General features: G+C 52.7%; 14 protein-coding genes. 8 read left to right on the top strand and 6 right to left on the bottom strand.

Annotation, left to right across the window (positions count from 1 at the left end):
* The first annotated feature begins 119 nt into the window (after positions 1-119).
* The 3 genes from J9253_RS13870 to J9253_RS13860 all read left to right on the top strand — a co-directional run bounded on the left by J9253_RS13870 (position 120) and on the right by J9253_RS13860 (position 3,462).
* Positions 120-1,904: an ABCB family ABC transporter ATP-binding protein/permease gene (locus J9253_RS13870; RefSeq protein ID WP_210221517.1), complete on the top strand. Its 1,785-nt coding sequence runs from the start codon at positions 120-122 to the stop codon at positions 1,902-1,904.
* A gap of 3 nt (positions 1,905-1,907) precedes the next feature.
* Complete coding sequence (locus J9253_RS13865; RefSeq protein WP_228291386.1) at positions 1,908-2,159, top strand: alpha-isopropylmalate synthase regulatory domain-containing protein; 252 nt, start codon at positions 1,908-1,910, stop codon at positions 2,157-2,159.
* Positions 2,160-2,271: 112 nt separating this feature from the next.
* Positions 2,272-3,462, top strand: coding sequence for an AAA family ATPase (locus tag J9253_RS13860; RefSeq protein ID WP_210221515.1), 1,191 nt, complete (start codon positions 2,272-2,274; stop codon positions 3,460-3,462).
* Between the two features lie 62 nt (positions 3,463-3,524).
* Here the strand turns inward: J9253_RS13860 and J9253_RS13855 are convergent, their stop codons facing one another.
* Positions 3,525-3,788 (bottom strand): UPF0175 family protein, encoded by a 264-nt coding sequence (locus J9253_RS13855; protein WP_028488332.1) that lies wholly within the window; start codon positions 3,786-3,788, stop codon positions 3,525-3,527.
* Between the two features lie 270 nt (positions 3,789-4,058).
* On the opposite strand from J9253_RS13855, the gene J9253_RS13850 reads away from it, so the two are divergent.
* The 4 genes from J9253_RS13850 to J9253_RS13835 are packed head-to-tail and all read left to right on the top strand — an operon-like array spanning position 4,059 to position 7,245.
* Entirely contained in the window at positions 4,059-5,429 is a 1,371-nt protein-coding gene (locus J9253_RS13850; protein ID WP_407701772.1) for an ISNCY family transposase, read from the top strand.
* Positions 5,426-5,767, top strand: coding sequence for a hypothetical protein (locus J9253_RS13845; RefSeq protein WP_210221514.1), 342 nt, complete (start codon positions 5,426-5,428; stop codon positions 5,765-5,767). The genes J9253_RS13850 and J9253_RS13845 overlap by 4 nt, the downstream gene beginning before the upstream one ends.
* On the top strand, positions 5,683-6,078 hold the full coding sequence (locus J9253_RS13840) for a hypothetical protein (RefSeq protein ID WP_210221513.1): 396 nt from the start codon (positions 5,683-5,685) through the stop codon (positions 6,076-6,078). The genes J9253_RS13845 and J9253_RS13840 overlap by 85 nt, the downstream gene beginning before the upstream one ends.
* Before the next feature lie 3 nt (positions 6,079-6,081).
* Positions 6,082-7,245 carry a tetratricopeptide repeat protein gene (locus J9253_RS13835; RefSeq protein WP_210221512.1) on the top strand — a complete coding sequence of 388 codons (1,164 nt, stop codon included), beginning with the start codon at positions 6,082-6,084 and terminating at the stop codon, positions 7,243-7,245.
* On the opposite strand, the gene J9253_RS21345 is transcribed toward J9253_RS13835, so the two are convergent.
* Genes J9253_RS21345 through J9253_RS13810 form a run of 5 tightly spaced genes read right to left on the bottom strand, consistent with a single transcriptional unit; the run spans position 7,235 to position 11,541 of the window.
* The gene (locus J9253_RS21345) at positions 7,235-7,390 is read right to left on the bottom strand and encodes a tetratricopeptide repeat protein (RefSeq protein WP_407701771.1); all 156 of its coding nucleotides are present in this window, start codon (positions 7,388-7,390) and stop codon (positions 7,235-7,237) included. The two genes, J9253_RS13835 and J9253_RS21345, sit on opposite strands and share 11 nt — an antisense overlap.
* Positions 7,381-8,727 (bottom strand): IS4 family transposase, encoded by a 1,347-nt coding sequence (locus J9253_RS13825; protein WP_210221510.1) that lies wholly within the window; start codon positions 8,725-8,727, stop codon positions 7,381-7,383. Before J9253_RS13825 ends, J9253_RS21345 begins: the two co-directional genes overlap by 10 nt.
* A gap of 55 nt (positions 8,728-8,782) precedes the next feature.
* Positions 8,783-10,294, bottom strand: coding sequence for an IS66 family transposase (gene tnpC / locus J9253_RS13820; protein WP_228291385.1), 1,512 nt, complete (start codon positions 10,292-10,294; stop codon positions 8,783-8,785).
* A gap of 3 nt (positions 10,295-10,297) precedes the next feature.
* Entirely contained in the window at positions 10,298-10,723 is a 426-nt protein-coding gene (locus J9253_RS13815) for an RNA-guided endonuclease InsQ/TnpB family protein (RefSeq protein ID WP_266097342.1), read from the bottom strand.
* Positions 10,724-10,746: 23 nt separating this feature from the next.
* Positions 10,747-11,541, bottom strand: a complete 795-nt coding sequence (locus J9253_RS13810) for an expansin EXLX1 family cellulose-binding protein (RefSeq protein ID WP_210221509.1) — start codon at positions 11,539-11,541, stop codon at positions 10,747-10,749.
* A gap of 198 nt (positions 11,542-11,739) precedes the next feature.
* Between J9253_RS13810 and J9253_RS13805 the strand changes: the two genes are divergently transcribed.
* Entirely contained in the window at positions 11,740-13,497 is a 1,758-nt protein-coding gene (locus J9253_RS13805) for a methanol/ethanol family PQQ-dependent dehydrogenase (protein WP_210221508.1), read from the top strand.
* The last annotated feature ends 36 nt before the right edge of the window (positions 13,498-13,533 follow it).

Raw genomic sequence — 13,533 nt, 5'->3', positions numbered from 1 at the left:
TTGCTGATTTACAAGTTTATTAATGGATAATGTACTAATGCAGACGTGTGAAATAACGCGATTGCTGTGTGATTTCACGCTATTATCCTCGCCATCTTGTAACCGGATACAGCAACGCCATGGTTCCTAACCGTACTGAACGCCCTGTGGGCAGCCGCCGTGACTGGCATAATCTGCAATCCATGCTGCCCTTTTTGTGGGAATACCGGGGGCGGGCGCTGTTTGCGCTGGTTTGCCTGATCCTTTCCAAAGTGGCGAACGTGGGTGTGCCGGTCATTCTCAAGGACATCGTGGATGCGTTGCAAGGCAAGCCTGAGCAGGTGTTGGTGTTGCCTGTCATTTTGCTGCTGGGTTACGGCGCATTGCGGTTGGCGAGTGCCTTGTTCAATGAGTTACGCGACACGGTGTTTGCGCGGGTACGCTACCACGCAATGCGCAAGCTGTCGGTGCGGGTGCTGGAACATTTGCACAATTTGTCGTTACGCTTCCATTTGGAACGCAAGACCGGCGCGATCAGCCGCGACCTTGAGCGTGGCACTAGCTCGGTTAGCACCCTGATGAATTTCATGGTGTTCAGCATTATCCCGATTGCGGTGGAATTCACCTTGGTGGCGGTGATCATGTTGAAGAACTACGCGCCCGTGTTTGCGCTGGTGACGTTCGCGACGGTGGCGGTTTATGTGTTTTTCACCGTCAAAATTACCGAGTGGCGCATGGATCATCGCCACGAAATGAACCGGCTGGATTCGCAATCCAGCAATCAGGCGATTGATAGTCTGATCAATTACGAGACGGTCAAATACTTCAATAACGAAAAGCTGGAGTTGGGGCGTTACGACAGCACGTTGGGACAGTGGGAAGAATCGGCGGTCAAGAGCCAGACTTCGATGTCCTTGCTGAATTTTGGGCAGTCGTCGATCATCGGCATCGGTGTCACGATCATTATGTTTTTTGCGGCGAATGGTGTGGCGACGGGCAGCATGAGCATCGGCGATCTGGTGATGGTGAATGCCTTTATGCTGCAATTGTTTTTGCCGCTGGGGGCGCTGGGCATTGTGTATCGGCAAGTAAAATACACGCTGGCGGATATGGACATGGTATTCCGCTTGCTCGAAACCCCGCAGGAAGTGCAAGACAGGCCGGGTGTGGGCGAATTGCAGGTGACACAGGGTGAAATCCGCTTTGAAGACGTGAATTTTGCCTATCAGCCGGAACGCCCGATTTTGCAGGGTGTGTCGTTTAGCGTACCGGCCGGGGCGAAACTTGCCGTGGTTGGGCATAGCGGCGCGGGAAAATCGACGCTTTCACGCTTGCTGTACCGTTTCTATGACGTGACGGGCGGACGCATTCTGATTGATGGGCAAGATATTGCGGGGGTGAGTCAGGCCAGTTTGCGCAAAGCGATTGGTATCGTGCCGCAGGATACGGTGCTGTTCAACGACAGCATTCGCTACAACCTGCAATACGGCAATCCGCAAGCGACGCAGGCCGAGTTGGAAAAAGCCGCCGACATGGCACACATCCGCCGTTTCATCGACAGCCTGCCAGACGGGTGGGATACGATGGTGGGTGAACGTGGCTTGAAACTGTCCGGCGGCGAAAAACAGCGGGTGGCGATTGCCCGTGCCATTTTGAAGAAACCCCCGATCCTGATTTTCGACGAAGCTACCTCGTCACTGGATAGTGCGACCGAACAGGCGATCCAGCAGACCTTGCACGAAGTCGCCGGGCGTTACACCACGCTGATGATTGCACACCGGCTGTCGACGATTGTCGATGCCGACCGGATTCTGGTGATGGATGGCGGTAAGGTGGTGGAGCAGGGGACTCATGCGGAATTGCTGGCACTGCGTGGGCAGTACCAGCGGATGTGGGAATTGCAGCTTAGGGATGATACGCGTTAATTTATGGCATCGTCATGCTGCGCCGCTTGCAGGTCGAGGCAAGGGGTGGGAATCCGCGTGCACGTGCGCAGTTACGAGGAACGTTCCATCGGTGCCAGCGACGAGGCGGGCAATGCCCAAGCCTGTGCTTTCATCGAGTTGCGGCCAGTGAATGGCAGCGCCGAACACTATGGCGTCGGGATCGACGGCAATATTATTACCGCCCCCATCAAAGCTTTGGTGAGCGGGGTTAACCGTAACGCTTCAGCACTTTAGTCGCATACGACAAGTAAAATCTTGGTGCAAGACGTGTATTGCAATGTTTAAAGCCAGCAATATTTAGTACTACAATACAAAAAATCCACCAAAAAACAGGTATCGTAGTAAGATGATTGAGCCACTACAGCACCTTTCCAGTCAAATCAGGACGCAAAAGCTGCCGGACTACCAGCGATTCCTGTTCCGGCAAATCGACTTTTCGCAACGCTTGATCGGTATCATGGGCGCACGCGGGGCGGGTAAAACCACGCTGCTGTTGCAATACCTCAAGTCTGTGACGCGGGAAACCAAGGTGCTGTATGTCATTGCTGACCACCCTTTGGTCGGGCAGCACGGGCTGTTTACCATTGCCGATGAATTCCAGAAAATCGGCGGTGAACTGCTCATCATCGACGAAATCCACAAATGCCAACACTTCGAGCGCGACCTGAAGCTGATTTTCGACAGCTTTTTTAACCTCAAAGTCATTTTTACGGGTTCATCGGCAACCGCCATTGACAATGCCAAGGCGGATTTGAGCCGTCGGGCAATGCTGTACCCGTTGCCCGTGCTGTCATTCCGCGAATTTCTGGAATTGGAAACGGGCGAAACCTTTGAGGCGGTGACGCTGGATGCCCTGCTCCAGCAGCATCCGCAACTCGCGCTGGAAACGGTCAGCCGGATCAAACCGCTGGCGTATTTGCCCGCGTATCTGGAACACGGTGCTTACCCGTTTTACCGCGAGGCAGGTTCAACCTATTTGCTGCGCTTGTTGAATGCTGCGATGCAGGTGATCGAGACGGACATCCCCGCGCTTCACCCGATTGACTACGACAAGGTGAATGCGCTGAAAAAGCTGATGGTGATGTTGTGCCAAAGCGAGCCTTACGACATCAATGTGTCCAAGCTGTGCGGCGCGGTGGAGCTGAACCAGAAAACCCTCTACAAATACCTTGGGTTGTTACAGGCGGGCGGGTTGTTGCGCCTGTTGGGGGCGAAATCCAGCGGGGTCAGCATTATTTCCAAGCCGGAAAAGCTGTATCTGGATAATACCAACCTGTTCGCTGTCTTTTGTAACCAGCCCAAAGCGGGGACGTTGCGTGAGACATTTTTCGCCTCGATGCTGTCTTATCACCATACGTTGAATTATCCCAAAAGCGGGGATTTTCTTGTGGATGGGCAGTATGTGTTTGAGGTCGGCGGTAAGTCCAAATCGAAGAAGCAGATTAAGGATGAAACGGCGGCGTGGGTAGTGGCGGATGGGCTGGAAATTGGTGCAGAGGGGAAGATTCCGTTGTGGTTGTTTGGGTTTTTGTATTGAGTGAAGCCTGCATCAGCGATAAGTTGAGACGGCGACGAGTGCCGAACTATCTGCAATGACAATCATGCGGCGCGAAGCTGTTTGAAACGAATGACTTCGGCTTCGATTTCATCCATATCGGTGCTGATGGTTTCGATGTGGTACTGCTTGCAGGCGGCAAGGAAGGTGTAAATGTCTACACCTGCAAATTCGCAGGCTGCGCCACGCGATAATTGACCGGACTGGAACAGCAACAAAGCGGTATGTAGCTTGAGTAGCTGCGCGAGACTGGTTTTATCCTGTTGTGGCAGCAGGACGTGATCGGGTATTTCAAGCGTTATTTGCATGTTTTGCCCTCTGAGGAGTGATGGATATGTGCTTGATTGTAGGGTTATCGCGGTGGAAAAGCCATATCACGAATTTTTGAGCTATTTGTGATGGCAAACACCTACATTACTACCGTTTATCAGATAAGCTTTACCGAACTTCAGTCTCAGGGGCTTCCGCATGACTCATACAAACCACCGCGCTTCAGCAATTCTCATTTTGCCCCTCACCCAATAAAATGGCGTAAACTAAACCTATCCCATTGAGATCTGTTCCGGGAGGTGAAGTCGATGAGCTACCCAACCGTTACTGCTGCTGCGCTAACCGCACCGCTCACCTTTGCGGGTATCGTGGAGCAATTGCGCGATACATTCCGCGCCTTCCCCGACTGCCGCAAACCCGGCAATAATACCCGCTATACCTTGGAGGATGCGGGTTTGAGTGCCTTTTCGGTGTTTTTCATGCAGTGTGCGTCCTTTCTGGAGTACCAGCGGCGCATGGTGGAGAACCAAGAGCGGAGTAATGCACAGACGTTGTTCGGTGTTCATGCCATTCCCTGCGACAATCAAATTCGCCATTTGCTGGATAGCGTGCCGCCGTCAGCCGTTGCGCCTGCTTACCGTTATCTTTTCAATGGGTTGCAACAGAATGGTTATTTGGATAAGTGGCGGGTGCATGACTACGGTTATTTGTTGGCACTGGATGGGACACAGCATTTTTCGTCATCCCACATCCATTGTGAGCAGTGTTTGACGAAGACGCATCACAACGGGACAGTCACCTACTCACACCAAGTGCTGACCCCGATTTTAACAGCACCCGATAAACCGCAGGTGATCCCGTTACCGCCAGAGTTCATCAGCCGCCAAGATGGGCAAACCAAGCAAGATTGTGAAATCAACGCCGCTAAACGCTGGCTGGCTCAGTGGGGCGCGGATTACATCCCGCTGGGCATCACGTTTCTGGGGGATGATTTGTATTGTCACCAGCCCTTTTGCCAAGCAGTCCTGGACGCTGGCGCACAGTTCATTTTCAACTGCAAACCCACGTCCCACACGACCTTATATGAAGAGTTGGAAGGGCTAGAGAAAATCGGCGCGATACGCACCCATCTTGTACAGCGGCGGATGGGAAAGCATTCTGTCACGGATACCTACCGTTTTGCGACGCAGATGCCCTTACGTGATGGGGACGATGCCCTGCGTGTCAACTGGTTCAGTCTCACGAGTGTGCGTGATGATGGTAAGTGCTTATACCATAACGATTTCGCCACCTCTCACCCTATCACCACCGGCAAGGTCGTCGATCTTGTGAAGGCTGGGAGGTGTCGCTGGAAGATTGAGAACGAAAACAACAACACCCTGAAAACCAAAGGCTACCACTTTGAACACAACTTCGGGCATGGGCAGCAACACCTCGCCAACTTGTTGGCCGCATTAGTGTTATTGGCTTATCTCGTCCATACCGTGATTGACTTGATGGATGAGCGTTTCCGAACGTTACTTCAGAAAATGGGGTCACGCGAACGCTTGTTCGATGACATCAATACGCTCACGACCTTTTTGTGCTTCAAAAGTTGGACGGCTCTGCTGGATTTTATGCTCGTCGGCTTAGAGCGGCGGCATCAAGCGGATGAGATTGAGCAGTGGGTGGTAAAATGAGAATTGCTGACCGCGCTTACGGTAGCTGGATTTTCGGCGCAATCCTGCTGATTTTTGTCTTCGCTGTTTTCTGGCTTGCACCGGATGCTTTGCCGTCTTTCAAACAACAGATTCTGGCATTTTCGATGGCATTGCTGGCGGGTTTGTTTGGCTTTTTCCTGACGGGGGATATGACGCTGGCGATGCAGCATAAGGAGTCCAGTACTTCGTTGAAAGCGGCGGGTGGGATTGCGTTGTTTGTGTTGGTGCTGGCGTGCTGGCGTGGTGGCAGTCGTCGGCTGCGCCGGTCATTGCAGCGGAAGCACCGCAAGCGGCTAAATCGGTTGAAAAAGCGGTAGCACCCAAACCAAGCCAATCCGTTACGCCTACACAAACGCAAGCACCTAAAGCCGCTGAAACCCAGCGTGATAGCAGCATTCATTCCAACAAAGATGCCAAAATTCGTGCTGCAAATGAGGGTGAGGTCAGTGTCATCATGGGCAATGGGCAGGTGGTGCAAGGCAAGCAAACGGCTGGCGAATTCAAGGAACAACCTGCGACACCCAGCAATTCCAGCATTAGCAGTGACGGTAATCTGGTGATCGAAGCCACGGGCAACGGTAAGGTTAATGTCGTGACGGGCAACGGACAAATCCAGCAAGCGGAGTAAGCCATGAAAGCAGCAGCCTTTTTCCTCCCTCTGTTACTCAGCAGTTCGCTGGTTTTGGCGGATCAGGATTCCAGCATCCGTGCCAAAAAAGTCGAAATGACGGCTGAGGAAGAAGCGACTGCCATCATCCAGACAGGTGACGGCAAGATCATTGGCAAAACGGGCGACTTCATCAAGGAACTGCGCCCCTCAAAATCGGGTGGCAACCGTAACAGCAGCATTTCTGCGGGAGAAAACCTGACCATAAAGGCAACGGGCAAAGGCGTGGTCATTGTCCAAACGGGCAACGGCACTATCGTTTACCAAGCCAATAAAGAAGCCGTCAAGAAACTGGGTGTCGCGGAAAAATCGCTGGCTTCGTTCTTCGCCATCCTGCAAGTCGAAGACGTGCCGTTGCAAGACTGGGATAAGAAACTCGAAGAAATCGCCGAAAACTACCAACGTTTGAAAACGCAAATTGCCGACATCCAGACCGACGACCAAGCCATTGCTAATCTGAAGAAACAAGCGGAAACCGCCATTGATAAAGGTCAGCTCAACGAAGCTAAAACCTTGTTGGATAAAGCTGAAACATTAGCAATGGATAGCCATGTCGAAAATAGACTGATTACGGCTGCTGATATTTCCGCTTCTAAAGGTGCATTGGCATATTTTCAGTTGCAATACCAACTTGCGGGCGAAAATTACGAAGATGCTGCCAACAAAATAGGGGCGCTAGGTGATAAGCACTACGTGACGTGGAGTCATTACCTAGATTCGGCTGGTCGAGCTTTCCATGATGCGGGACAATATCAACAAGCACTGCCATTGTATGATAAAGCACTAATACTGCGGGAAAAACATCTACCTGTTAACCACCCGGATGTTGCTACTAGTCTCAATAATTTTGCAGAACTCTACCGAAAGATGGGGCAATACGAAGAAGCAATTCCACTACATGAACGTGCGTTAAACATCAGAGAAAACGCAGTTGATAAAGACCCATCCGCTGTTGCCACTAGCCTCAACAATCTTGCCTTTTTGTACTACACAAAAGGGCAATACGAAAAAGCGTTGCCATTGTTTAAACGATCTCTGGAGCTTTTGGAAAAAAATCTTGGCAACGACCACCCTGATGTGGCTCGGAATCTTAATAATATCGCACTTTTGTACCTATCTACAGAGTAGCCTCATATAAGCCAGCAATATTATTAAGTACAGTGGCAACCTTCTCGTGATCTTTTCCGAGTCCTTTTTCAAAAATCTCTAGGGCACGTTCAAACAATGGTAGAGCTTTCTCGTGCTGTCCTTTAGCCCATCTCTTTATACACAAATCAGTCCTTCCCCCAATTCACTAGCCATCTGAATCCCATAAATACAGTCCAGCACCCTTGAGTAGCCCAACCAGATACTTTTGGCTCCCGGTTCGCCATCGCATTTTCTGCCCAGAAAGCCCCCCAGTTCTGCCAGATTGCGGATCACTTGATTGAGGGTAGGTATGCCATCGGGCAGTGCTTTTTTGCCGAGCCGGAAGGATACTTTCCATTCCAGCGGGTCAAACACCAGCTCAGCCGGAAGTTCTGGGCAGGTACGCCCCAACCGCATCAGAAACATAATCCGCCAGGCCACCATGATGTAGAGCGCGAGGGCTTTTTCGATGCGCTCTTTAGTGTCCAGTTGCAGTTTTTCGACGCGACAGCCAACTTTCAGGACATCAAAAAACATTTCGATTTCCCAACGCGCCCGATACCAGTCGATGAGTTCACCGGCGGCATCGGCGGTCTCTACACAACGGTTGGTGACTAAACGCCAAATGAGGGGCGATTTTCCGGCGGGTGGGTTGATTTCTTTGGCTTGAACCAAGGTCAATAACATCGGGTGCTTGCTCTTGGGACGCAGGGTATAACGTAACACCTTGATTTCCTGTACCACTTTGCGGGCTTTTTCACCCTGCTTGCGCGGTTTGGTAAAGGTGATGCGGGTCAACGCCTGTTGTTGCTCAATGGCATCCCACAGTTTTAGGTCATCTCCTAAGGCACGGTTATGTTGCGCCCGTATCAGCAGGTCAGCCGGGTAATCCAAGACTTGTGCCCGTTTGAGCAAGTCGTAAAAGTCGCTTTCCCGGTCGCCCGTATAGATGAGCCGGTGTCCGGGGCAGCGTGCCGCCAGTTCGGCTACCCGTTCATACCCTTCGATCCAGCGACGGCTTTCTTTGATGCTGGGGTTCGCTTGGTCGGCGGCTTTGCTCAAGCCCCGTGACCACATCCACGTATCGGTGATGCCCAACGGCAGGCGTTCCGGGGTGATACACAAGGTCGGATGCAGGTACATCCCGCGTTGCTTATCGTAGGATAACCGCCCCAAGCCCTCGGTTTCCTGTCCATTGAAGTCCAATTCGGTGGTGTCTTGAATGCACAGGATAATCTTCGAGTCTTGTTGACGGATTCGGCACTCTGTCGCTTCAAAGTGGGATGCCATCAAAGCATCATGGCTCACCGCCTCATTCCAGAAGAAACGGTACGTCGCCAAGGTACTTGACCAACTCTGGCAAGCCTTGGGGAGGCTGGATTGGGGCGCTTTCAGCATGGCATTGAGAATATGGGCGGCGCGTGTTTCGAGGCGCTTGTCTCCCAAATCAAGATCGGTGAGTTCGCTAGATGACCAGTTCATAGGTGAAAATTGCTTATCTTACATCAGCTTGGGACTTGTGTATAAGGAGATGACCTTAAGCGGCAACAAATCCAGTCACCGGATTCAATACTCGCGGAGGGGGAATAGGCAAACGCACCGTCACCGGCTTTTTAGCCAATGCCTGCTGGCACGCTTGGCGGATAATTCGGTAAGCGCTGATACCTAGGCGTTTGCAGGTTTCCACGATAGTCAGTATTAACGGGCGGAATTGATCACCTCGGAAAGATTGGCTAAAAAAGCTGGTCTTACGCCAGATGACATAGGGGCGGATAGCCCGTTCGGCAGCATTGTTGGTCAGAGGAACACCGGAATGACGCAAAAATGTCCATAACATCAGGTCATCATCCCGTAAGCGTTGGCACTGGTTGGCGGTTTTAGTCGGCTTATCAGGATGTTGTGCTTGACGTAAGCCGCTACCTGCTACCAATGTCTGGCGGAAGGCTTCGCGGAGTTTATCCATGCGTTGCCGGTACAACCTGTCCGAGTAAGCACCTGCGAGCTTGCGGTTATGCAAGTGGACAATCAGGCGTGCCAGACGCAGCAAACGCTTCCCTAAGATGCCTGCACGCCCGTAACGTTGTGCTATTTTTTTGAACTTACGGATAATGTGCGCCCAGCACAGTTGCCGTCGTTCATTGGGGTGGTGATTATAGCCGCCGTGCTGGTCGGTCACGAGTACGCCATTGAATTTTCCCAGCAATTCGTCCGCTGCACCTTTGCCGCGTGAGTAATGCGTCATGAAGTACACCACCTGTGGCGAACACATCACCCATAACCATTCACGTTCGCGCCCACGGTAGTGACTGGTTTCATCCGCGTTTACCACCGGGCTGCTACGCACCGCATCACCCGCCTGAGCATATAAGGGTGCTAACCAACGGCTGACGGGGGCAGTAGCCTCACTGATCGCACCGCTACTGAAGGATAACTGCCATTGTTCTTCCAGCAGTAACTGGATTTGCCGCGTGGACAGGCGGCACGCCCCGTTCATCAGGGTGATCCAACTGATCAAGCCAGCACCCATCTGCCCGCTGGGGATGTCTTCGGGTAACTCGGCTACCTGACGTTTCCCGCAGCAACTACACGTACCCGCATACAGGCGGTGTTCCGTTACTTGATAAGCAACTTCCGGTAGGTCAAATACCTGATGACGCTGGCTCGGCGTGTTTTCCAGCACCAGATGACCACCACAACGGCAACAGCCTTCGGGATAGTAATGCTGGATAGCATCCAGGCGTGATTCCTCCACCAAGGCGCGTTCATGTTTGCTGTGTCCTGGCTGACCGCCGCGTTTTAACGGGCTTTTCGGTTTGCGCTCGCGTTGGGCGCGTTGTTCGGGCGTGTCACGTGACGGTGGGTTAGAGGAGTTCGCGGAGGAGTCATTCAGGCGTTCTTTCAGTTCTGTCAGTTCCGCTTCCAGTTGTTTTACCCGTGCCTGCAACGCAACCACCAACGTCAGCAGATCACGGTTAAGCTGCTGAGAAGCTGCCAAATCGGTTGGCAACGCAATATCAGTAAAATCGGTGGTGATCGTTAGCTCGTTCATCTTTCAAGCATAGCTCAGACTCTGGCAGTTGCAAGCCCGTGAACAGTTACCGAGAATGTTCCGAGCTGCATTGACATCTCTGTCGTGCAGCGTGCCACACTCGGCACACATCCATTCTCTTATTCCAAGCCCTGCTTTACCTTTCGGACTGCTGGCAGAAATACTGCCGCAACACGAACAGGCTTGGGTAGTGTACGCTTCGTCGACTTCCTCAAACACCACTGACCGCGCGATCGCTTTGTATTTCAGTTGGGTTTTCAGCATGAACCGGCCTGCATCCAAGCCGCTTTTTGCCATCGTGGTTTTGGCTAAGGCGGAACTGCTGACGTTGCCGACAACGATGAGTTCATTCTCACACACCAGCTTGGTGGTGAACTGTTGTAGCGCATCTTTACGCTTGTTTTTGATCTTGGCATGGATGGCTTTCACGCGCTTTTTCGGTCAGACACTATCTACCTACCCCACTGCAAACGCCGCGTCAACAATCCTCCCAACAGAAGCAATATCGGCCAATCTGTAGCGCCAGCTCCACTGCTAGTGCTAGTGGCAGCAGATTCATCGTACACATCAAATTGTGTACCCGTATCGAGTTCCACTCCCGGCATTAGCGGAATGCTGGGAACGTCGATGGTTTGCCCCCAGAAATCCGTGATCCGAAAATCGTAAGGCCCAATCCCCAAACCACTGGGCGCAACAAAGTAATTGTGTGATTCCCGCGCGATGGTCGTGTAGGCATTGCCAGAACCAGCAGTGCGTGCTTCCAGTTTTGCAATCGGATAGAGATGGTCGCGCACCTGCACCGCCATCCACCATTGACTGGAACTTTCCTCCACATAGAGTTTGAGATTACCCACTTGATCATTGGCGACATAATGCCAACTGATCGGAATAATACCCGTGTCAAGATTAGCAATCTGCGCAAAGGCATCCTGATCAAGATCGACATTGCCGGGCGCACATTCAGGGCACTGATCATCAACCCGCACCGTGACGCTCAGCCCCGTAGCGTTGTTGGTTATCTTGATAAGCCCACCGCAGGCTGCCGAATTGGCGTAGTCGCTTGCATTCATCGCCGCCGTCAGGGTGGTAGTGGGAACCGGCAGGCTGCAATTGCCCCCGCCACTATAATCATAGAAAGTGCCTTGGCCAGTATGCGTACTACTGTCGGCATAAGCACTGCCACCAGAAGCCAGTAGCAGCAGTGCGCAACTGATGCGCATAGAATGGTGAAAAACAGAAATAGTCATGGTCAGTCAACTCCCTTCAACGATGCCATGACTCAGTATAGTTGTGGTTGACACCGTTAGTCCCCTCATCTGCCCAACTTGCCCAACCTTTTTCCAACCTGCTCTTCATTAAGCTGCTTTCCAGTACCTGTAGTGGCATAGGAGGCTGTTACGGGGTCAACCTAGATATTTGCTTTAGCTGGAGAGGAGAATCCCCCCATGAAACAAGAGCGTACCTTCCGTAGACTGTTGCTGGTACTGACCGTCAGTTGTGCCTTTAGTAGCCCGCTAGCCCATGCCACCGTGACCGACCAAGACATTGCTGACGATGCCAAAACCACCAATGATGTCGTGAGTTACGGCATGGGCTTGCAAGGCCAACGTTTCAGCACGCTGGACAAGCTGAATACCGAGACGGTGAAAAACCTCACTCCCGCCTTCGTGCTGTCTTACGGCGATGAAAAGCAACGCGGTCAGGAAGCGCAACCCTTGGTGCATAACGGTAAAATCTTCGTCACCGCCTCTTATTCCCGCGTATTCGCCGCCGATGCCAAAACCGGCGAAGAAATCTGGCAATACGACCACCGCTTACCCGAAGGCATTATGCCGTGCTGCGACGTGGTAAACCGTGGCGGCGCGTTGTACGACAACTTGTTCATTTTCTCCACCCTCGACGCACAACTGGTTGCCCTCGATCAGGACACCGGCAAAGTCGTCTGGAAAGAAAAAATGGAAGACTTCAAAGCCGGTTATTCCAACACAGCCGCGCCTATCGTGGTGAAAGGCATGGTCATTACGGGCGTCTCCGGCGGTGAATTCGGCGTGGTGGGTAAAGTCGAAGCGCGGGATGCCAAAACCGGCAAACTGATCTGGTCACGCCCCACCGTGGAAGGCCACATGGGTACACTCAACGGCCAAGACAACGGCATTACCGGCGAAACCAACAAATCTTGGCCGGGCGACCTGTGGAAAACAGGCGGTGCGGCGACATGGTTAGGTGGCACTTACGACGTTGAAACCGACAGCCTGTTCTTCGGCACGGGCAACCCTTCACCGTGGAACTCGCATTTACGCCCCGGCGACAACCTGTACTCCTCTTCCGTACTTGCCATCAACCCGGCGGACGGCAAGATCAAATGGCATTACCAATGGACACCGCATGATGGTTGGGACTTTGACGGCGTCAACGAATTCGTATCATTTGACCTGAAAAAAGACGATGGCACGATTGTCAAAGCCGGTGGTCACGCTGACCGCAACGGCTTCTTCTATGTCTTGGATCGCACCAACGGCAAGCTGATCAACGCCACCCCATTCGTGAATAAAATCACGTGGGCAAAAGGCATTAATCTAGAAACCGGTCGCCCTGAATACGACGACACCAACCGCCCCGGCGCACCGGGCAGCGAAGCCAAAGGCACATCTGTGTTCTCCGCACCCTCCTTCCTCGGGGGCAAAAACTGGATGCCAATGGCCTACAACCCCGGCACTGACCTGTTCTACATCCCCGCCAACGAATGGGGCATGGACATTTGGAACGAGCCGATCAGCTACAAAAAAGGCGCGGCTTACCTTGGTGCAGGTTTCACCATCAAACCGTTGAACGAAGACTACATCGGCTCACTGCGGGCGATGGATCCGAAAACCGGCAAAATCGTCTGGGAAGCCAAAAACAAAGCGCCACTTTGGGGCGGCGTACTGACCACCGCTGGCAATCTGGTCTTCACCGGCACACCCGAAGGCTACCTGAAAGCCTTTGATGCCAAAACAGGCGCAGAACTGTGGAAATTCCAAACAGGTTCCGGTGTCGTTGGCTGCCCAACCACGTGGGAACAGGATGGCGAACAGTTCGTCGCCGTGCCTTCCGGCTGGGGTGGCGCGGTACCACTGTGGGGGGGGGAAGTCGCCAAGACCATCAAACACCTCAATCAAGGTGGCAGTCTGTGGGTATTCAAACTGCCTAAAACAACCTCTTAACCCCGACAACGCGGGCGGGGTGCAACCACCCCGCCA

Origin of the sequence: Thiothrix litoralis (assembly GCF_017901135.1) — a bacterium.
Classification (GTDB): domain Bacteria; phylum Pseudomonadota; class Gammaproteobacteria; order Thiotrichales; family Thiotrichaceae; genus Thiothrix; species Thiothrix litoralis.
This window is presented reverse-complemented; position numbering and strand designations above follow the sequence as displayed.

What these genes read in the sequence shown, in the direction of transcription:
- J9253_RS13870 (WP_210221517.1), top strand. Translation starts at nt 120, where the DNA reads ATGGTTCCTAACCGTACTGAACGCCCTGTGGGCAGCCGCCGTGACTGG.
- J9253_RS13865 (WP_228291386.1), top strand. Translation starts at nt 1,908, where the DNA reads ATGGCATCGTCATGCTGCGCCGCTTGCAGGTCGAGGCAAGGGGTGGGA.
- J9253_RS13860 (WP_210221515.1), top strand. Translation starts at nt 2,272, where the DNA reads ATGATTGAGCCACTACAGCACCTTTCCAGTCAAATCAGGACGCAAAAG.
- J9253_RS13855 (WP_028488332.1), bottom strand. Translation starts at nt 3,788, where the DNA reads ATGCAAATAACGCTTGAAATACCCGATCACGTCCTGCTGCCACAACAG.
- J9253_RS13850 (WP_407701772.1), top strand. Translation starts at nt 4,059, where the DNA reads ATGAGCTACCCAACCGTTACTGCTGCTGCGCTAACCGCACCGCTCACC.
- J9253_RS13845 (WP_210221514.1), top strand. Translation starts at nt 5,426, where the DNA reads ATGAGAATTGCTGACCGCGCTTACGGTAGCTGGATTTTCGGCGCAATC.
- J9253_RS13835 (WP_210221512.1), top strand. Translation starts at nt 6,082, where the DNA reads ATGAAAGCAGCAGCCTTTTTCCTCCCTCTGTTACTCAGCAGTTCGCTG.
- J9253_RS13825 (WP_210221510.1), bottom strand. Translation starts at nt 8,727, where the DNA reads ATGAACTGGTCATCTAGCGAACTCACCGATCTTGATTTGGGAGACAAG.
- tnpC (WP_228291385.1), bottom strand. Translation starts at nt 10,294, where the DNA reads ATGAACGAGCTAACGATCACCACCGATTTTACTGATATTGCGTTGCCA.
- J9253_RS13810 (WP_210221509.1), bottom strand. Translation starts at nt 11,541, where the DNA reads ATGACTATTTCTGTTTTTCACCATTCTATGCGCATCAGTTGCGCACTG.
- J9253_RS13805 (WP_210221508.1), top strand. Translation starts at nt 11,740, where the DNA reads ATGAAACAAGAGCGTACCTTCCGTAGACTGTTGCTGGTACTGACCGTC.